Origin of the sequence: Streptomyces sp. CBMA152, from assembly GCF_014596475.1 — a bacterium.
In the GTDB taxonomy this organism is placed as follows: Bacteria; Actinomycetota; Actinomycetes; order Streptomycetales; family Streptomycetaceae; genus Streptomyces.
Window position 1 is genome coordinate 179,485 of sequence record NZ_MECJ01000004.1, and the last position, 20,498, is coordinate 199,982.

Consider the following 20,498-nt stretch of genomic DNA (forward strand, 5'->3'; position numbering starts at 1 on the left):
GACATTCCCGGCCCGGATGCCACCTCGGCGGGTGCTACTGGTCGAGCAGCCGCTGGCGCAGGTGTGCGGCAAGGTGCTGCTCGGCGGCACTGCGGTGGCGGTATAGCTGACGCACACTCACACCCCGCTCAGCTGCCAGGAGCTGCATCGGTTCACCCTCCAGACGGGTCCGGGCGATCAGCCGCGCCTCAGTCACGTTGACCACCTGCGCCTGGACCGCGCGGGCCAGCACCGCGTACTCGTCCCCCTTCCCGCCATCCTGATCCTCGACGACGTCGGCCGCGTCCTGGCATACGGCCCGGGCCACCGGCTGGGCCAAGCGGCCCAGGTGAGCCGTCACCGGGCCCCGCTCGCGCTCGGCCCGTCGGTGCGCGGCGTATGCCAGCCGATGCACCGCCCGGTCTGCTGCCGCGAACAGTTCGCGGCCCACGTCCGCCGTGCCCGTGTCCAAGGAGGTGAGGGCAGTGGCGACGGCGGCCAGGGCCTCCTGCTCGACCTCGGCGCGCTCCAGATGCGCGGGGCGTACCAGGCGGGCCAGCATCCGCCGCAGGACCGGAACGGTCATGGCGACGGCCACCGTGTTCCACGGGTCACCGAGCTGCTGAGCGCGGCGCACCACCTCGCGCCAGGTCTGCTCGCGCAGCACTGCCGGGGTGGCGGGGTGGGCGAGGAGGGTGCGGACCTGGTCGACGGGCAGTACAGGATGCTCCGGCTCTGCGCAGACCAGGTGTGCGGGCAGGGTGAGCGGCTCGACGGTCGAGGCGAGCGCGAGGAAGGACTCCTCCAGCACCCGCAGCGGCGAGCACCCCGCAGGACGTGTACAGGCCGAGCGGCGGTGGGCGGTACGAGAGGGGTGGTGCATGGCTGGGCTCCTTGCGGGGTGGCGGCGGACAACGTCTGCCGCCACCCCTTTCACCCCGCCGTGCCACGAGCGGACCGGCGGCGTGCCAGCACCGGTCCACGAACTGCCTGATGGACCGCTGTGTGCGATGGCCCGCAGCCAGCCCACCCCCGGTGATCAACGTCACCCTTGCCGCCGTGTCGCGCGTTATCGAACACGGAAGAAAATCCGCCGAGTCCTCCCGCAGTGGCACGCTGCCGCCAGGGTGGCTCGGCAGTGGCTCGCAGGTGGCTCGCCACTGGTCCGGCGTTCGGCAGATCGGGGCGAAGACAACCAACCTGCCGAGCTGAGAGGCGGATGGCCTGCGGGGATCCGAGCTGTCCCGCCGGATCGAACACTGCAGGCGGCGATGACAATCTCGCCCGGCCGCGTCTCTATTACCTCACGTCAGCACCAGACGGATCCGGTCCCGCCCCCCGGGCGCCACTCGCCGATGCCCACCACTCCCTCCCGTCCCCATACCGCACGGCCGCTCCCGACGACCATCTGGCTCCCCGCCCCCGACCAGCCGGATTCCGCGCCCGCCCCCGGCAGCGTGCTGCCCGTCTGGGCGATCGACAAGATCCGTACCGAGTACGCCCACCGTCCGGACGGGGCGCCCGCACCTCTGCTCAAGATCCACATCCGGGACACCGCTCCCGGCATGGACGTACGCACCCCCTGCACGACCTATCCGGATGCCAGTGGCGGCACAACCAGTGGGACGCCTGTGCTACTCGCCGAACTTCACCCCGACACCATCCCTGCCCCTGACGATGCCTTTTCGGCCGTCGGGAGCGAGATGCACGGGGCGATGGAGGACGGCTGGCCCGGCTTCTTCCATCGCGCCCATCGCCTCCTTGCGGCCGACGGACTGCTCCTGCTGGCCACTCGCCAGCGCCGCGACGCGGGGATCCTCACCGACCGGCTCGGCTCGCTCGTCGCCTGCGCACGCACCGCAGGATTCCGCTACCTGCAGCACATCGTCATCGCCCACGCCCACCCCGTCGGCGACTGGCTCGTGCCCGCCCCGCCCACCGACGCCAGCCCCGGGGTCACGCACAGCGACCTGGTCGTCCTGACCGCGATCCACCACGCCTGAATACCGGAGGAGTTCACCGTGCCCTCTCCCATCTCGGTGTGGAACACCGCCCCCACCTCCGCCCCCGCCCAGCGTGCCGGTCGTTACGTACCCGGCTCGTCCGCCCATCCCGCCAAAATGCTCCCGCAGATCGCCGCCCACGCCATCCGCACGTACACCAAGCCCGGCGATCTGGTCCTCGACCCGATGTGCGGCATCGGCACCACCCTCGTCGAAGCCATCCACCTCGGCCGCAGCGCCCTCGGCGTCGAGTACGAACCCAAGTGGGTCCACCTCGCCCGCCTCAACGCCGCTTCCGCCGTATCCGAAGGCGGCACCGGCACCGTCCACTGCGGCGACGCCCGCCAGCTCACGAGCCTCATCCCCGCGTCACTCCAGGGTGTGGTGGATCTCGTGGTCACCTCACCTCCCTACGGCCCGAGCGTCCATGGACAGGTCCGTTCCAGCCGGGAGACCGGCGAACGAGGGGTGGTCAAAAAGGACTTCCGCTACAGTCGCGACCCGGCCAACCTCGCCCACGTCTCCACCGAGCGGCTCCTGGAAGCCCTCACCGAGATCCTCACCCAGTGCCAGACGATGCTGCGCCCCGGCGGCACAGCCGTCGTCACCACCCGCCCCTGGCGTGAGCGCGGGGAACTTGTCGACCTGCCCTCTGCCGTCCTCGCCGCCGGGCGGTCAGCCGGACTCGTCCCCGCCGAACGTTGCGTCGCCCTCCTCGCGGGCATCCGCGACAGCCGCCTGATCGCTCGCCCGTCGTTCTTCCAGATGAAGAACGTCCGCGACACCCGCCGACGCGGCATCCCGCTCTCGGTGGTCCAACACGAGGACGTGCTGATCTTCACCCGGCCCAGACCGCAGGCCGGTTCGGTAGAGCCGGAGGGCGCAACCGGCGAACCGAGGCCGCCCGCCGGAGCTGCCCGCAGCTGCAAGCCGACGGCCAGGCTGGCTCCGCGCTCCCACACCTGCGCCCGAAACAGCTGGCATCGCAACTGCTGAACCATCCATCGGCAGCTTGTTCTTCCGGGTCCCCGGCCTGGGCCCATACCCAAACCACGCTCGGCGACCATGTCGTCGAGCGCGGCCGTGACCGGTCCACGCGTTGCGCGCGCCGGCCCGCTCCTCGGTTTGGAGCGGGCCGGACGAGACCGGTTGGTTTGGGGCGGTCAGCCCTGGGACCGGTTAAGCGATTTGTTTGATGGTGGTGGTCCAGCCTCCTCCGCTGACGTCGGTGCCGGGTGCGAAGCCGGTGCTGTTGCTGCCGTTTCCGGCGAAGAAGTGGAGGTGGTCGTCTGAGGTGACGGTGGTCCAGAGGTCCGGGTGGCCGTCTTGGTTGCCGTCGCCGATGGCTGCGACGGCGGGGTATCCGGAGGTGGTTACTCCGCCGCCGATGAGCAGGGCGTTGCTGCCGTTGCCGAGCGGCGTGCCGGGGTTGAGGGGGTCGTTGAGGTATTGGTAGATGTCGCCGGTGGACTTCCGGCGGGCCCACAGGTCGTTGAGGCCGTCGCCGTTGACGTCACCGGGGGCGAGGAGCTCCATGTCGTTCCAGCCGGCGGTGCCGATCTTGATGGGTGTGGCGAGTTGGCCGTCGGCGGTGCCGGGGAAGAGGTAGAGGGCGTCGTCCTCGATGGCGAGGAGGTCCGGGTGGGAGTCCATGGTGAGGTCTCCGGCGGTGATGACCTGGGTGGTCTTGGACCAGTCGGGCGAAGGCGATCCGGCGGGCCGGTTGAGTGCGTAGCGGCCGCTGAAGCCGGAGAAGCCGGTACCGCGGTAGAGCCACAGGTGGGACGCGTCGCCGGGCAGGTGGGCGACGAGGTCCTCGTATCCGTCGCCGGTCCAGTCTCCGCGGTGGCTGATGTCGCCTCCGGCCCAGCCGCCGCCCAGCTGCGGGCCGTTGGCCTGGCCGCCGTTGCCGGTACCCGGGTAGACCCGCAGCTGTCCGTCCTTGTCGATGGCGGTCAGGTCCGGGATGCCGTCGCCGTTGAGGTCGCCCTCGGCGTCGGCGCCGGTGCGCTTGTGCAGGTAGCCGAGGGTGACCGGCGCGTTGAACTGGGCAAGGCCGCCGACGGGAGCCTTGCCGGAGTATTCGGTGATGGCGTCGCGGTTGGTGGTGGCGTAGAGGTCGGGGTTGGTGTCCGGGTCGCCGCCCTGGCTGTTCACGTCTCCGGGTGAGGAGACCAGGGGATAGGTCGCCTTGTCGAGGTACGGGGCAAGGAGTGCGGCCTGGGCCGGGAGCGGGTTCGTGGCGTTGCCGGACCAGACCTGGTCGGCGATGGTGGCGCAGTCCGCCAGAATGAGCTGAGTGCCGGGCGTCGTGTTGGACGACGGGTAGGCCAGGCAGCGGCCGGAGGCCGGGTTGACGAGGGAGCCGCCCGGGCCGGGCTTCCACTGCTGGGCGCCGCCCCCGTTGCAGGTGTAGAGCTCGATGGGAGTCCAGTTGGCCGTGCCGCCGCCGGTGGCGTCCAGGCACTTGCCGTAGTTGCGTACGGTGTTGTCGGCGCCGAGGACCCATTGCTGCGGTGCACTGTTGTTGCAGCCCCAGACCTGGATCTTGGTGCCGTTGGTGGTGGAGCCGTGGTCGACGTCCAGGCACAGGTTTCCGCCACCTGCTGCGGTCACCCCGGACACGAGGGTGTGGCTGGCCGGTGCTGTCAGGGTGGTGGGGATGCCGTTGGCGTCGAACTGCAGGGGGTAGGAGTACAGGACGCCGCTCGCGTCGTCGCGGGCCCACAGGGTCGGTGCGCCGCCGACCGTCCCGGGGGCGATGAGCGTGGCGTGCGACCAGTCCCCGGTGCCCAGGAGCATGCCCTTGCCCAGATGCAGCCCGCCGGTGTCGGTCCCGGGGTAGTACCAGAGCTTCTTGTTCTCGACAGTGATCAGGTCGGCGAGGCCGCGCGTGTTGTCGAAGCTGCCCGGGGCGAGGAACTGGGTGACGGACGCCCAGGTGTGGTCGTACCCGTCGCAGGCGGAGGCGGTGTTGCAGTCTGGTTTGTCGGGGATGGGGATGATGCCGCTGGTGTTGGTGAAGTGGCCGGGAGTGCCGTTGCGGTTAGCGTCGTTGGAGTAGGCGTACAGGTTGTGGGTGCTCTTGTTGTACGCGAAGAGGTCGTCGACGCCGGACTGGCTGAGGCTGCCGCGGTGGGCGACGAGGTAGTTGTCCCAGCCGGTGCCGTCGGGGCTCTGGGACGCCGTGGACGCGGTCACGGGAGTGGCGGCCGGGTCGGTGTTGCCGGGGACGAGGAGCAGGCTGCCGCTCTTGTCCGGGGTGAGCAGGTCGGGGATGCCGTCTCCGGTCAGGTCGCCTGCGGTGACCTTGGTCGCCGGGTTCCAGGGCGCGTAGAAGCGGTAGCTGGAGGGGCGGGCGTTGCCGGCGCCGTCGACGGCCTGGACGTAGAGGGTGTGGGTGCCCCACTGCTGCGCAGTGAGGTTGACGGGAATGTCCACCTTCGCCGTACCGCTCCCGTCGGGCGTGGCCGCGATCGATTTCGCGCCTGTGGGCGGGATGGGGGCGTCGAGGGAGTACTCGAAGCGTCGGATGCCGCTCTTGACGCACGGGGCGAGTTCGCAGCCGGTCGGCGTGGGGTCGGTGCTCGTGACCGGGATGGTGATGCCGGTGTCACCGGCGTGCGCCGTGGGTGCGCGGTCGCTGCCGAGCGGCGGGTAGGCGGCCGAGTCGCCGAAGGCCGCAGGGGTGGGCGGGGTGAGGTCCACGTTGAAGTGACACAAGGTCAGCAGGGGGCTGTCGAGGGTGCCGTCAGTGGCGTGGACCTCCCACCCGTAGGCGTGCCCGTCCTGCACCGCGGTGCCGATGTTGGTGTGAACGGTCGTCCCGGAGGCCACATACGGGCTGCTGGGAGCGGACACCGTACTGCCGTTGCCCTTCCCGTTGTCCTTCCGGTTGTCCCAGACGTTGAAGACCGCCTTGAGGTTGACCCCGCTCATGTACGTGGCGACGCGGGCGTTGAGGTCGATGTTGCTGTTGCCGCCGGTGAGGGTGGTCGCGCCGATCCAGCCGGGCGTGCCGTTGTTGCAGGCGGCCCCGCTAGGGTTCATCGAGTCGGGCGTGGTGCTGGCGCTGTCGACCGCCGGGTGGAGGTCGAAGACCGTGGTGATGTACGGATTGGCGCTGAATCGCATGTAGCCGTAGTTCGTCGACGACGTGCTGTCGTCGCCGGACAGACCGAACGTCCAGGTATCGTTCCCTGCTGCGGCAACAGCCCTGATGCGGCTGGTGACGTCGAAGTTGACATACCTCGTTCCGCAGTCGGGCCAGGCGCTCTTGACGTCCTGGGTGCCGATCGTGGCCACCACCTTGGGCTTGTTGTCCCACGACGTGCTGTCGCTGATCCTTTCGGTCTCCTTGAGAGTGACCGGCCAGGTGTTGTCGCAGCCCGCGTCCGCGCCGTAGGTCTCCGCCAGCGTCAGGGTGGACTTGGAGATCACCATGCTCTTGTAGAGGTTGCGTGCGTTGATCTCGTAGTACGCCTCCTGCATGCCGTAGCAGCGCGAGGAGTAGTGCTGGTAGCCGACGCCCTGACCGTTGTCCTGCGCCTTGTCGTACGCGGGGTTGGGATTGCCCGGACTGGGACAGCCCTCCTGGGCCACGGTGAAGTGGCCGGTCTGCCCGGTGAGTGGGCTGCTGAACGTCGGGTCGATGTACACCGGGTAGGTGGTCGCGGACCCGGTGAGCAGGTTCGCGTCGGGAGTGAGGGTGAGGGCACCGGCCTCTGCGGTCATACCGACTTGCTGGACCTTGGCGCCGGTACCGGGACCGGTGGCCGAGGATGTCCCGGTGGGATCAACGGCCGCCACACCACTACGGCGGGGCACCGCCGCAGGCGTCAGGGACTTCGGCGAGGTCGCCGTCGACTGCTGGCCGGTGGAGGAGTCCCACATGAGGGGCGCGGCGCTGGCGTAGACCACGTTCCCGTCGGGCGCTTTGGCAGCGAGACGGCCTGTAGCGTCCGCGCTGAGCGTCAGTCCGTCAGTGCTCGTGGCCAGGCGCAGCTTCTTCAACTCGGGATTGGCTGCCGCGGTCGCGTCGTGGACGACCAGGACTTCGCTGAACTCGCCCTGGGCGCTGACAGACGCTTGCAGGTCCACCCCGGGCAGGACCTGTGCGTACAGCGCCGTGTTGCCCTTTACCGTCGGGGCGGGAAGCCCGTGGGGGAAGGAGACCGCGAGCCGGTGCCCGGCGCCGTCGGCCAATGCCGCCAACGGCCCGGTGCCGCCGCCGGACAATGCCACCTCGCCCGGTGTGGCCGCAGGGCTGTAGGTCCCGTCGCTGTTTCTCGCGAGCGTGGCATCGAGTGACTTCCAGATTCCGCTTTTCTCCACCCGAACCGGTTTCAGGTTCGTTGTGGTTGTCACTGTGCCGTCGGGATTAGCCAGTGTCTGGCTCAATTGGGTTGTCTGGTTTTCGATGGGAACGGGTTTGCCATCCGCCTGGGCCTGGCGGAGCGCCGCCAGGGTGGGATTGTCCGACGTGGGCTGGGTCGGGTCTGTCGGCGGCGTGATATCGGCCATCGCTTGGCCGGAAAGTGAAATGACCAGTCCTAATGCCGCTGACAGGAGAGTCAAATGTTGCCCAAGTCTCCGACGTGTCAGTGTCGGTCGATGATGCCTGCGCATGTGGTGTTACCCCCCATGAGATCCGCGAGAAAATTCCTGGTCGGATGGCAGCTCGGCGCGTTCGTCGGCCGAACTGCGTTAAGCGGAATGGTTTCCCCCTGCAGCACAATGCCTCCTGGGCTCCGTGTGCCTCGCGTGATGCTTGTGTAAAGAGCGAGGAAAGTTACGGGAGTCGTCCGGAGGGGGTGCCGAGGCAGGCTATTGCGAATCGTACGCCTGTAGCAATACGGTTCGGTGATTCTCGCGGGGCTGGACAACAGCTCTGCCTATAACGGGGGCCTTTTACGGTCACGCACTTGGGGTGGGGACTTTGAGAGTGCGTTCTTCAGCGCGCCCTTTTTCCGGGTTACGGACGAGAGGCGCAGCGCGTCGCGTCACTGTGGCCACAGCCGTGTTCGCCGCGCTGTCGTTGGTCGTTCCGCTGGCATCCGCCGAAGGCGTCGGCGGCTACCACTACAAGGGAAAGGTCTGGGCGGACGGCGAGTTGCCGGCTCAGCCGGTAGTGGACGGGCATCCGGTCACCGAGGCCAAGGGGGCGCCTCGGGCCGGAATCCCCAAGGGCGCCCGCGCCCTGAGCGCCTACACGCCACAGACCCCCAAGTGGCCTGCGGTCAGCACGGATTCGGTCGTCCTCACTCCGCCGGGCGAGGTGAAGACGCCCGCATCCGGCGCAGATTCGGGCCGCTCGCGGACCTCCGGCACCGCTTCGGCGACCGCCCCCAAGAGAGCCGGGACGTCCCCGGTATGGGTTGGCCCTGTCGCTGCCCGTGATGCATCCAAGGCGCTCAAGAACGGGGCAGCGGCGAAGTCCGCGACACCGTCCTCGGTCACCGTCAAGACGGCCGATCGACGGCTGGCGCAGGCCGCGCATGTCGACGGCCTGCTGGTCGGCTTGGTTCGCTCGGACGGCAGGAGCGACGCCGGGCAGGTGTCGGTGGCACTCGACTACAGTGCGATCGCCCAGGCGTACGGCGGCGGTTGGGGCTCCCGTCTGCATCTGGTCTTGATGCCGGGCTGCGCCCTGACGACCCCGCAGATGTCGGCCTGCCAGGTCCAGACGCCGCTGGCCACCACCAATGACACCACGGCGCAGAAGCTCACGGCGTCGGTTACCCTTCCGGCCGGCAACCTGCTGAGCGCCCTCAAGTCGCAGGCAACCCAGGGAGCTTCGGCGAGTCCCGCGGTGGCGCCGATGTCGCTGGCGGTCGCGGCGGTGGCCGGTACGGGCGGTTCCCAGGGCGACTACACGGCGACGTCGCTGTCGGCCTCGGGATCCTGGGCGCAGTCCGCGTCGGGAGCGTTCACCTACAGCTACCCGGTCGCCGCCCCGCCGGCCCTGGGCGGCGGCGCGCCGTCGGTCGCGCTCTCGTACAACTCCCAGTCCATCGACGGGGAGACCTCCGCGCGCAATTCGCAAGCCTCGTGGATCGGTGACGGCTGGTCGTACAGCCCCGGCTTCCTGGAGCGTTCGTACAAGCCGTGCCGGTACGACGGGATCAAGGACTCCGGCGACGAGTGCTGGGGCGGCTACAACGCCACCCTCTCGCTCGGCTCCCACACCGGCCAACTGGTGCGTGACAAGGACGGCATCTACCACTTGTCCTCGGACGACGGCACGAGGATCGAGCGGCTGACCGGGGCCGGCAACGGTCTGTGGGACGGGGAGTACTTCAAGGTCACCACCACCGACGGCACCGCCTACTACCTGGGTCTCAATCACGCCCCCGGCACCACCTCGGACGACGCGACCAACAGCGCCTGGGGCATGCCGGTCTATCACCCCAAGTCGGGAGACCCGTGCTACGACTCGGGCAAGGGCAACGACTCCCAGTGCTACAAGCCGGTCGGCTATCGCTTCAACCTGGACTTCGTCGTCGACCCGCATGGCAACGCCCAGCGCTACGAGTACGCGACCGAGTCGAACTACTACAACATGGGCTACGGCCAGGTCGCCGCGGACAACAAGGGTGGCACGCTCACCCAGTACACCCGTGGCGGCTACCTCAACCGTATTTCCTACGGTTACAAGCTGGCTGACGCGATCGCGGGCAAGGACCCCGCGGCGCGTATCAACTTCACCACCGCGCAGCGCTGCACCACCTCCGACAGCGTTTGCACGTACGACAACCTCAGCAAGGACACGGCCACCAACTGGCCGGACGTGCCGTACGACGCGAACTGCCCCTCGACGTACAAGACGCACAGCGACAACGACGACGACAAGGACGTCTGCAAGCTCGGCTCGCCGACCTTCTGGTCGACGTACCGGCTGAAGAAGATCACCACCCAGGTCAAGACCGGCAGCGGCTTCCAGGACGTCGACTCCTACACCCTCACCCACGTTTTCTCCGACGCGGGCGGGGTCATCGACCCGGTCACCGGGAAGACCACCGACTCGAAGAACGCCGGCACGCTGCAGTCGGTGATGTGGCTGTCGTCCATCCAGCACACCGGCCTCGACACCAGTGCAGGCGGCAGCGACCCGATCACCCTGGACCCGGTCACTTTCACCGGCATCGAGACGGACAACCGGGTCGACGGCCTCGATCCCGGTGCCCCGCCGCTGTACCAGCCGCGGATCTCCAGCATCCGCACCGAGAGCGGCGAGTCCATCGCGGTCACCTACCGCAATCCGGAGTGCTCACGGGTCAACCACACCATGCCGTCTTCGGGCGACAGCAACACCATGGCCTGCTACCCGGTGCACTGGAATCCGTCGGGGGCAGTCACCCCGATCGACGACTGGTTCCAGAAGACGCTGGTCATCCAGGTCACCGACAGCGACCTGACCAAGGCCAACTCCCCGCCGAAGGTGACCGACTACAGCTACGGCGGCGGCGCGGCCTGGCACCGCGACGACTCCGACCTCACCGACGACCAGTACCGCGACTGGAGCGACTTCCGCGGCTACCGCACCGTCACCACCACCACCGGCACGGCACCGGACCCGATCACCAAATCCGTCTCCACCTACCTGCAGGGAATGGACGGCGACTACAAAGCCGACGGCAGCAAGCGGTCCGTCTCCATCAAGAATTCCGTCGACGACACCGCGGTGACCGACAGCAACTGGCTGGCCGGTGCCACGCTGGAGACCGACGTCTACAGCAACGCGGGCGGCATCCCGGTCGGCAAGACACTCAACGGGCCGCTCAACGCGACGACCACCACCAGCACCTCGCGTACGGCCTGGACGTCCAAGGACCCGGCCCCGGACACCCTGTCGACTCTTCCGGACCTCGCCGCGCACCGCACCACCTCCGTCACCAACCGCAGCCTGGAGCTGCTCGCCGACGGCAGCTGGCGCACCAAGAAGGGGGTTACGGAGTACGACAGCTACGGGCGCGTGCAGCAACTCGACGACAAGGGCGACGTCTCCGACCCCAAGCAGGAACGTTGCTCCATCACCAGCTACGCCGACGCCCCGTCCGGCAACCCGATGATGCTCACCTACCCCAGTGAGACGCTGGAGTTGGCGGGAGGCTGCGACACCAAGCCGGACAGCAAGACCACCCTGAGCCACAAGCGGCTCTTCTACGACGGCGACGGCAGCGTCTCCAACGTCGGCACCTACGGCAAGCTCGGCCAGGCATGGGGCTCGGACGGCAAGTCGCATTCGCTGGGATACCTCAGTGCGACGCAGGCGGTGACGAAGTACGACTCCTCGGGTGATCCCGTCTACCAGACGCTCGCAGCCGTCAGCTATGACGACTACGGGCGTGTGACCAAGACGCTGGACACCGCGGCGCAGGCCACGACCACCGCCTACTCGCCGGGCGCCGACGTCCTGCCGACCAAGGTCACCACGACGTATCCGCAGCCCTTCGGCTGGGCCAGCACGGTCACCGTCGACCCGAGACGCGGGCTGACCATTCAGTCCGTCGACGCCAACAACCGTGTCACGGACATGACCTACGACGCGCTCGGCCGCCGCACCCAGGTGTGGATGCCGGGCCGGGACAAGGCGACCCACATCCAGAGCCCGGACCGCAAGTTCGGCTACGCAGTCCACGGCAGCGGCGACAGCCCCGACCCGTCCACCGTCACCACGCAGACCCTGCGCGAGGACGAGACGTACAGCACCGCGATCACGATCTACGACGGACTGCTGCGCACCCGCCAGCAGCAGACGACCACCGCCGACAACTCCGCGGGGCGGCTGATCACTTCCACGGGCTACGACAGCCACGGCTGGTCCGTCTCCAGCATCGCGGCCTACTCCGAGCCCACCACTTCGCCCGCCACGACGCTGTGGGTGGAGAAGGAGAACACCGTCCCGTCCCAGACCCGCACGGTCTACGACGGCCAGGGCCGGTCCATCGCCACCCAGCAGTGGTCCAGGGCGGTCAAGCTCTGGGAGTCCACCACCGCCTACCCGGGCGCCGACCGGACCGAGACCACTCCGCCCAACGGCGGACAGCCGACCGTCACCTTCACCAACGCGCAGGGGCAGAAGACCGCCACCCGTCTGAAGGACACCACCCCCGACCGCAAGCTGTCGGCCGGAACCGTCATCGCCTCGGGTAGCTCGGTTGCCTCCAACAGCGTGCGCCTGTCCATGCAGCCGGACGGCAACCTGGTCCTGACCGGCATCACCAGCGGCCAGACCCTGTGGTCGTCGAACACCGCTGGAAACCCGGGTGCGAATGCCACTGTCCGCACCGACGGCAGCCTGGTGGTCACCGGCACCTCTGGCACGGTCCTGTGGAACTCCGGCAGCGGCACCACCGGCGCGACCGGCGCGTACGCGATGGTCCGCGACGACGCGAGCGTGCAGATGTACAACGCCGCGGGCAAGAGCGTCTGGACCTCGGGCACCCAGGGCAAGGTCGCCGCAGCGGATGTGACGACCAGCTACACGTACACCGCGGCCGGCAAGACCGAGTCGATCAGCGACACCGTCGGCAACACCTGGTTGTACACCTACGACCTTCTGGGACGGAAGACCGCTCAGACCGACCCCGACTCGGGCAGCAGCACCTACAGCTACGACCAGCAGGGGCGACTGACCCAGAGCACCGACGGGCGCGGACAGACCGTCTCCACCACCTACGACGGTCTCGGCCGCAAGACCGGCCTCTACGACGGAACCAGCACCACCGACCCGACCAAGCAGCTCGCAGCCTGGACCTACGACACCCTCGCCAAGGGCTACCCGACCTCCTCGACGCGCTACGTCGGCGGCGCGAACGGCAGCGCCTACGTCAAGAAGGTCAACGACTACAACACCGCCTACCAGCCCACCGGAACGACCACCGTCATCCCGGCGGCCGAGGGCAAGCTCGCCGGCACCTACAGCAACACTGCGGCCTACACCCCGAACGTCGGGATGCTGCAGTCCACGACCTACGGTGCCGACGCAGGCCTGCCCGGGGAGACCGTCGGCTACGGCTACAACCTCCAGGGCGGCCTCGTCGAGACCGGCTCCGAGCTGGCGCCCTATCTGGACATCACGCTGTACACGCCGCTGGGGCAGGTGATCCAGTCCACTTACGGCCTGTACGGCAAGCAGCTGCGAACCGCGCAGACCTACGACCAGGCCACCGGCCGTCTGGCCACCAATACGGTCAGTCTCCAGACCAGCAGCACCAACCCGATCGACGCCACCACCTACGGCTACGACCAGGCAGGAAACCTCACTGCCGCCAACGACGTCCAGTCCTTGGGCGGCACGACCACCGGCATCGACACCCAGTGCTTCGCCTACGACGGGCTGAACCGGCTTGCCGAAGCCTGGACCGACACCAAGGGCACCACGAGCCCTGCTGTAGGCCAGCTCGCGCAGTGCAACACCGCAACTCCGTCCACCGCGACCCTTGGCGGCCCGGCCCCGTACTGGCAGTCCTTCACCTACAACCTGCTCGGTGACCGCACCCAGCAGGTCAAGCACGACACCACCGGTAACGCGCTCAAGAACACCGTCCAGACCAGCGCCTACCCCGGCGGCGGCACCGCCCAGGCCGCCCGGCCCAACACCGCCACCAGCGTGACCACCACCGGGCCGAGTGGAACCGCCACTCTCACACCGCACTACGACGCCGCGGGCAACACCATCAGCCGCGACACCAAGACCGGCACGGCCGCCGCCACCACCCAGAACCTCACCTACAACAGTGAAGGCCGCACCGACACCGTCACGACTCCCAAGACGGGAGGCGGCACCCAGACCTCCAACTACCTCTACGACGCCGACGGCAAACTGCTCCTCCAAAAGGGCGCGGACTCCAACGTCCTCTACCTCTTCGGCGGCGCCGAGCAGCTCACCCTTACCAAGGTCACCGACAAGGTCGCGGGCCTGCGCTACTACACCAGCCCCGACGGCACCCGCATCACCCGCTCCTCCGCCGGAACCCTGACCTATCAGCCCACCAACCCCCAGAAGACCGCCCAGCTCCAGGTCGACGCCTCCAGCCTCGCCGTCACCCGCCGCGCCTACGACCCCTACGGCGCACCCCGCGGCACCACCCCGGCCGGCTGGATCGACAACCGCGGCTACCTGGGCAAGCCTGTCGATTCCGCCAGCGGCCTGAACCTCCTGGGCGCCCGCAACTACGACCCCGTCCTGGGACGGTTCCTCAGCGTCGACCCGGTGCTGGAAGCTGGCGATGCCAACCAGATGGGCGGCTACACCTACGCCGGCGACGACCCCGTCAACGGCAGCGACCCCAGCGGCCTGTGGCCCTCGTGGAGCGACGTCGGTGACTTCTTCACCGGCGTCGGCGACTCGGTCGTCGGCACGCCGTGGGAATGGGGCGTCAACGGCCTGGGCTACTTCGGCAACTCCATCTCCAGCATCTGGAACGGCGAGAACGAACTCTTCAACGAGTGGACCGGCTGGGAAGGCCCGCCGGGCCTCCTGGACATGGAGCTGCCGCACAACTCATGGGAGTCGGACGGCCACCCGCTCGCCGACCTGTTCGGTGTCGACTCGAATTCCACGGCTTACGTCGCCGGAGAAGTGACCGGAACCGTCGCACAGGTCGCCGCGGACGGCTACGGCGTCTACAAGCTCGCCAAGGACTACAAGGCCGAAAAGGCGGCAGTTGCTGCCGCGGGCGAGGTCGGCGAAGCCGGGGGCACCGTCAGCAGGATGCTCCGCGACGACCCGGACGCGGGCACACCCCCGGCCAAGCCCGACGCCGGCAAGCCCGCCGACGGCGGCAAACCGAGCAAGCCGAGTACAGGAACCCACGACAGCCCGGAACCCAAACCCGAGGCCCCGGTCGAGGCGGGCAGCGGAGGCGGAAAGTGCAGCTTCACCCCGGACACCCTCGTCCTGATGGACCAGGGAAAGACCAAGCCCATCGGAAAGATCGAGGTCGGCGACAAGGTCGAGGCCGCAAACCCTGCCACTGGCAAGGACGTTGGGCCGCGCCAGGTCACAGCGAAGTTCGTCAACCACGACTATGACCTCGTCGACATCGAGGTCCAGGGCGAAGACGGCAAGACCGCCACGCTCCACACCACGTCCAAGCATCCCTTCTGGGACGCCACCGATCGGGACTGGGTCCCGGCAGGCAAGCTCAAGACTGGTCACACCCTGGCCACTAACAGGGGGCAGCGAGCCACCCTTGTCGCGATCCACACGGTCACCGGTGCGGCCGACATGCACAACCTCACCGTCGCCGAACTCCACACATACTATGTGCTGGCAGGAACCATTCCCGTCCTGGTTCACAACACCAATGGTGCTTGTGATATAGGCGATGGCTATCTGTACCGTGGTCTCGCCAAGGGGCACCGTGGTTACGATGCCGCAACTGAAGGCCGTGCGGTTCCCCGTGGTGGCCACTCGAACATCAAAGCGCATGTGGGTGGAAATCAAACGGATTCCGTCTTCACGTCTTGGACGCACGATATTGAGAGGGCCACGGAAGGCGCCCAAGAGCTGAACGATAAATGGGTTGGGGAAGGCATCATATTGCGGACCAGGGAGGCGGATATAGATCCCGCGATCGGGCCGTCGCGAAACATCCGGATTCACGGTACCGAGTACGACATGGATGAAGACGAGCACCTCATTGTCGGAGAGTTCCAAGCACCGGAAGTCAGTTATGATTTCGGAGAGACTTGGGAAAGGGTTGCAGGGAAGTGAGATGGAAAGCGTATCTAGGGACGAATTGCTAGCTGCATTCGAGCTCGATACCGAAGCCGGCGTCGCAGCGAGGAATGGCCTGATCTCCGGCGCGCATTTCGATCTCTGGCTCGATCCGGTCCCAGCAGTGAGGCTCCTGGGTATCTGTTCGGTGAGGCAGAGAAACCTGCAGAGGCGTGGCAAGCGGACAATGGGGTTCGCGGAGACCATCGCGAGTCTCCGTGAATTGGATGAGCAGGGTCTTCTGGTCGCCTATGTGAACGATCGGGAGCGAGGAGGGTATTACTTTCAGCTCTTCCTTGATCCGGACTCGCTGAAAGTAATCGGATGCATCGGAGTCAGCACGGCATCCGGAGATGATGTCACCGGTGATCACGCATAATTACCAGCTCATCTTCCGGTCCGGGGCTTGGCTGAGAATGTCGATGTGATTGACGTCAGCCAAGCTTCGGACCTCTCAGCGAGTGCCGCCCGGTGCCAGGGGTGGTTGTGAGGATTTCAGCCAGGCCGCATGGGCGCTGCCCAGTTACGGTTGGGCTTCCGCCAAGGTGGCCGATGTGGGCGTGCCCCAGGAGCTCCCTGATGACGACGAGTTCGACGCCTTGCTCCAGGAGGAGCGTCGCCGTTGAGTGGCTTGTGTCCGCAGAGGCTGTGTGCGGATGACCTCGTGTGGCGATTGAGCAGATCGCTCTTCGAGACACCGTTTGCGACGCCGATCGTCGATCGTGTTGCATTCCGTGGGGTCTTCTGTGGCGTAGATCACTCACCTCTGGTGCTCGTGGTGCCGCGTTGCCAATGGGGGCTGAGATCGTGCCTCCGTGAGCGAACTGGTTGAGCATGTCGATGAGCATGACCGCGTGTTGGGAGTTGTCGAACGGGACGAGGCGGTGCGTGAGAACTGGCTGCATCGCATCGCAGCGACGATCTGTCGTGATCGCGACGGCCGGATCGCGGTGCTGCGACGGACCGAGACGCTGTCCCAGTTCCCGGGCTACTACGACGTGCTGGTCGGCGGTGCAGTGAACGTGGGCGAGTCGTATGAAGCGGCGGCGGCGCGCGAGCTGGCGGAAGAACTGGGCGTTCGTGTGCCGGTGCGTTTTCTGTTCAAATTCCTTTGCCGGGAAGGGATCAGCCCCATCTGGCTCGGGGTGTACGAGGCCGTCGTGTCGCAGGCCCTGGTCCCGGACTCGGGTGAGATCGACTGGCAGGGCTGGATGACAGTGGCCGAACTGCGCGAAGTCGTTGATGACTGGTGCTTCGTTCCGGGAGGGCGGGAAGCCCTGCGCCGATATCTGCAGCCCGGATCCAGCAGCGGCGCGGGCGAGCCGGCGGCGGGGTGATCGGCGGTGCGGGTCGCTCCGGTTCAGGGCGGGCATGTCGGCCGCACGCTGTGCGGCGAGCCGGGCCAGGGTCTGAGTGCGGAAGCGCGTGAGCTTGTCGATCGTCTGCTCCGACGGGGCTGGCCGTTTCCTGAGCCTGGCGTTCTGCGTCTTGAGGCGGGTGATCCGGGCTTCGCGGGCGAGGGTGTTGATGCCGCGCCTTGCGCCGGGCGGGAGCTCGCCGCGCAGGAGGCGGTCCAAGGATGCTCGGATGCGGTTCTGGTTCTCCGTCGGCGGTGACTCTGCCTCAGTGAGATCGCCGGTCGGACCGTCAACGGGGCAGGGTAGGGGGAGGCGTTCTCTCCCGGGCGGTGCGCCAGGCCCACGGCGCGGAGAGTCAAGACGGCCTCGGCGCCGGGCAGGCTCCCTCGCGAGCCGGTGATGTCGCATCTGCCGGCGATCAGCAGGTTTGCGCGGACGAAGATGAGCGCACCAAGGGGCTCGCCCGGCCGGTGCAGCCAGCCGCGGCTGCGCTGGACGGGGTCTAGTGGCGCGCGGGGCTGATCGGCACAGAGTGGCCACGAGTGGAGGGAAACCGTCCGCGCGCCGGAGGCGTCATCGAGTACACCGCCCCGCCCGAGAGGGGGCATGAGCGAGCAGGGGGACACTCATGGCGGACGCGAACCCGAATGACGACATCGAGTCACCCGACGTGACCGGACCCACCGGCGCTGAACCGGGCGGCACGTGCGGCCCGACCTCGCCCTGGCCCACCCGCCCGGACCGCTGAACAGGAGCCGTGGCACGGGCCGCTGCCCGGGGTCGGATGTCTGGAGGATCCATGAATTCCACGGTGCTCGTCGCGTTGATCACCAGCTGCACGACACTGGCCGTCTTGCTTGTCGCCCTGGCCGTCAACCTGCGGTCCGCCCGGGAGGCCAGGCGCACGCGGGTGCTGGATCTGGTGGCGCGTTACCGCGACCCGCTGCTCTGGGCGGCGTTCGACTTGCGCACCGTGCTCTACGCCTCGGTGGAACTCAACGTGCTTCACGACTGCTACCGGGGAGAGGACAGCCGGTCGCAGGCTCAACTGAACTGGAGCATGTTCACCGCCTGCCAGTACCTCGGCTGGGTGGAGATCTTCCGGCACGGCATCCAGTTCATCGACCTCGGCCACGACAAGCGCAACCAGCGGCTCTTCAGCTATATCCACGCGGTGACCCAGGCGTTCAGCTCGGGTCATCTTGACGGCAGCGAACTACTCGTACTGCGCAGCGGGCGATCGGCGAGGTCATGACGCTCGTGCCGGGAACCCGTGACGAGCCGGCCGACTGCATCGGGTTCACCACCTTCCAGCACCGGCTGGCCGCCGACCCGGAATTCGCCGGCTGGATCAGGCCGGTGCGGGAAGGCATTGAGAAGCTGGCCGAACTTGAATCGGCCAGGACGGAGCGGGTCGTGGTGCTGCAGAACCGGCTGTCGGAGCTGATTGAATTTCTCGACCTGAAGCAGGTCCGCTTCCCATCCAGGCTCCGTGACCGGCTGGTACTGCCCGAGTCCTCTGAACCCAGGCTGCTGGCGGACTGGGAAGGCTGACCACGACCCCGGCCCGGCCCCGGGACGCGAATCTGATCGAACACAGTCCTTGGCCGGGTGATCTCGGCCGGGTGAATGCATGAGTACAGGACCCCTTGGTAGCTCGAGTTTGCGACCGCTCGAGTGCCAGAAGGCCCTGAGCATGCGCCAACCTGAAATCGCTGGTCATGCTACTGGCGTGATGGGTTGTCAGGATACTCGTGCTGGTCGTGGGCGGCTGTCTGCGGTGTAGATCGTCTGGCAGGAGGTTCGCCGGTTTCCGCTCGCTGCCCTCTGCGCGCCTTCTACGATCCTCTCCATGGCGGATCCTGAGTTGGCGGAACGGATCACGGCGCGCCGCGCGGAGCTGGACGAACTCGAAGAACACCTGGTCAAGCAATTGGCGAGGCCCGGACCGAGCGGGATGAACTCGCCGTTGACGAACGGGTCTGGCAGCGGATGAGCGAGCGATCGCCCAGGAGCGTTCCGTGGCCGCGCCGGTGACGGCGCAGGTGGGCGGGCGTGGTGTGCTGCTGGTCCCGCACCGCGGACCGGCTGTGGAGGAGAGTGTGCTGCCGCCGGAGTACCAGCGCATTGGGTTTCAGGTCGTGTCGCCATCCGGCTCCAGTGCGCTGCATCCAGCATCGTACTGATGGACCGCCGCAACGCTCAACGCTTGCCTCACCGGCAGTAATGAGGATCGACGGAACTTAATTCTCGGGAATTTCCTGCCGTCAACCCCTAGTCGGCTGGCTCCATGTCGAGATTATTCCACGACCGTGATCAACATCTCAAACACGCCTTAGCAGCGCCTGGCGCAACAGATTCTGCGCCAGCGGGAGTTCAGCTCACACCTTCGGGCGTAGATCAGACACGAGACGTGCTCAACGACCTTGTGCAGGGGCATCCGAGCACGGAATGCATGGGACCAACGAGGCTCCTGCTGTCGAACGCCGGGGAGTGAGTTCACCAGTGCAAGCCCAGACGCCTTGCCTCGTCACGAACCCGGTCGTCAGTAGGCACAACTCCCCGTGGCGCCGCCCCTGCGGAGCGGGTCGAGAATCGTGGCTACCTTGGTGAGCCCACCGACTCCGCCATTGGCCTCGACCTTCTCGGTGCCCGCAACTACGCCCCTCCTCGGGCGGTTCCTCAGCGTCGACCCCGTTTTCGAAGCCGGTGATCCCAACCAGATGGGCGGCTACTCCTATGCGGGCGACGACGCGGTTCGGCCAGGGGTAGCGATAGCTTCTGGGAGCACGGGGTTTGCAGCGGCAAGCCTGAGTGTGGGCCTGATGCGCTCGAAAAGGTGCTGGGTGCGGCGAGTGTCACCCGGGACCGGTCGGGACCTTGATCACATGAGTAGCGGTACTCATGTGCCCGCCCAGGAGGTGGCATACGTTGTTGATGTTGTTGTGTTGCACGGTGGGGCGAACGTGAAGGCGATGAGGGGTATGGGGTCCTTCGAGGCGGAGTGGGCGGCCAGTAAGGCGGCCACGCAGCAGCCGGTGGGGATGCGGTTGAACCGGGCGGACGACGGGCCGGTCGGCGGGGGCGGTGGGGACCAGGATCTGAGCTCGGATGCGGGGCGGAAGAAGACCGCGGCCAACGACATCGAGACGGACTTCGAGCCGAACACGAAGAAGGCCGGCGCCTGGGCCAAGGAGGCCACGGACACCTCGATGAAGGCGTTCGACGGCTGGGCGACAGCCGCCGGGTTGAAAAAGGCCGAGGAGACCTGGGGCAACCAAGCTAAGGCGCTGATGGGGCGGCTTGCCGGGGAGAAGTCCGCGCTGCGTGGCACGAACAACCTGTTCATCAAGAACGACCAGGGCATCGGTGACGAGCTGGCCCGTCAGTCCAAGCTGTACCAGCTGTCGCAGCATTCGCACAACTAGCCAC

Annotated in this window: 11 protein-coding genes; 9 read left to right on the forward strand and 2 right to left on the reverse strand. The window is 67.4% G+C overall.

Translation table 11 applies throughout. The features are described 5' to 3' along the window. Positions 1 to 34: 34 nt before the first annotated feature. Entirely contained in the window at positions 35 to 862 is an 828-nt protein-coding gene (locus BG418_RS05240; RefSeq protein ID WP_188272486.1) for a hypothetical protein, read from the reverse strand. A 472-nt stretch (positions 863 to 1,334) separates the two neighbouring features. Between BG418_RS05240 and BG418_RS05245 the strand changes: the two genes are divergently transcribed. Further along, complete coding sequence (locus BG418_RS05245) at positions 1,335 to 1,982, forward strand: hypothetical protein (protein ID WP_188272487.1); 648 nt, start codon at positions 1,335 to 1,337, stop codon at positions 1,980 to 1,982. A gap of 18 nt (positions 1,983 to 2,000) precedes the next feature. After that, complete coding sequence (locus tag BG418_RS05250) at positions 2,001 to 2,978, forward strand: TRM11 family methyltransferase (RefSeq protein WP_188272488.1); 978 nt, start codon at positions 2,001 to 2,003, stop codon at positions 2,976 to 2,978. Positions 2,979 to 3,161: 183 nt separating this feature from the next. On the opposite strand, the gene BG418_RS05255 is transcribed toward BG418_RS05250, so the two are convergent. Then, complete coding sequence (locus tag BG418_RS05255) at positions 3,162 to 7,226, reverse strand: ricin-type beta-trefoil lectin domain protein (RefSeq protein WP_188272489.1); 4,065 nt, start codon at positions 7,224 to 7,226, stop codon at positions 3,162 to 3,164. A gap of 763 nt (positions 7,227 to 7,989) precedes the next feature. On the opposite strand from BG418_RS05255, the gene BG418_RS05260 reads away from it, so the two are divergent. The 7 genes from BG418_RS05260 (at position 7,990) to BG418_RS05295 (ending at position 20,494) form a co-directional block, all read left to right on the forward strand. Further along, positions 7,990 to 15,705: a polymorphic toxin-type HINT domain-containing protein gene (locus BG418_RS05260; RefSeq protein WP_188272490.1), complete on the forward strand. Its 7,716-nt coding sequence runs from the start codon at positions 7,990 to 7,992 to the stop codon at positions 15,703 to 15,705. Between the two features lies 1 nt (position 15,706). Continuing rightward, positions 15,707 to 16,087, forward strand: coding sequence for a hypothetical protein (locus BG418_RS05265; protein ID WP_188272491.1), 381 nt, complete (start codon positions 15,707 to 15,709; stop codon positions 16,085 to 16,087). A gap of 436 nt (positions 16,088 to 16,523) precedes the next feature. Next, positions 16,524 to 17,045, forward strand: a complete 522-nt coding sequence (locus BG418_RS05270) for an NUDIX hydrolase (protein ID WP_188272492.1) — start codon at positions 16,524 to 16,526, stop codon at positions 17,043 to 17,045. 820 nt (positions 17,046 to 17,865) lie between these two features. Beyond that, positions 17,866 to 18,321: a hypothetical protein gene (locus BG418_RS05275; protein ID WP_188272493.1), complete on the forward strand. Its 456-nt coding sequence runs from the start codon at positions 17,866 to 17,868 to the stop codon at positions 18,319 to 18,321. Next, positions 18,318 to 18,620, forward strand: coding sequence for a hypothetical protein (locus BG418_RS05280; protein ID WP_188272494.1), 303 nt, complete (start codon positions 18,318 to 18,320; stop codon positions 18,618 to 18,620). The genes BG418_RS05275 and BG418_RS05280 overlap by 4 nt, the downstream gene beginning before the upstream one ends. Before the next feature lie 298 nt (positions 18,621 to 18,918). Beyond that, entirely contained in the window at positions 18,919 to 19,062 is a 144-nt protein-coding gene (locus tag BG418_RS05285) for a hypothetical protein (RefSeq protein WP_188272495.1), read from the forward strand. A gap of 988 nt (positions 19,063 to 20,050) precedes the next feature. Continuing rightward, positions 20,051 to 20,494 (forward strand): hypothetical protein, encoded by a 444-nt coding sequence (locus BG418_RS05295; RefSeq protein ID WP_188272497.1) that lies wholly within the window; start codon positions 20,051 to 20,053, stop codon positions 20,492 to 20,494. The last annotated feature ends 4 nt before the right edge of the window (positions 20,495 to 20,498 follow it).

Coding starts and splice junctions, on each gene's coding strand:
- BG418_RS05240 (WP_188272486.1), bottom strand. CDS start 862: ATGCACCACCCCTCTCGTACCGCCCACCGCCGCTCGGCCTGTACACGT.
- BG418_RS05245 (WP_188272487.1), top strand. CDS start 1,335: ATGCCCACCACTCCCTCCCGTCCCCATACCGCACGGCCGCTCCCGACG.
- BG418_RS05265 (WP_188272491.1), top strand. CDS start 15,707: ATGGAAAGCGTATCTAGGGACGAATTGCTAGCTGCATTCGAGCTCGAT.
- BG418_RS05275 (WP_188272493.1), top strand. CDS start 17,866: ATGAATTCCACGGTGCTCGTCGCGTTGATCACCAGCTGCACGACACTG.
- BG418_RS05280 (WP_188272494.1), top strand. CDS start 18,318: ATGACGCTCGTGCCGGGAACCCGTGACGAGCCGGCCGACTGCATCGGG.
- BG418_RS05285 (WP_188272495.1), top strand. CDS start 18,919: ATGGCGGATCCTGAGTTGGCGGAACGGATCACGGCGCGCCGCGCGGAG.
- BG418_RS05295 (WP_188272497.1), top strand. CDS start 20,051: ATGGGGTCCTTCGAGGCGGAGTGGGCGGCCAGTAAGGCGGCCACGCAG.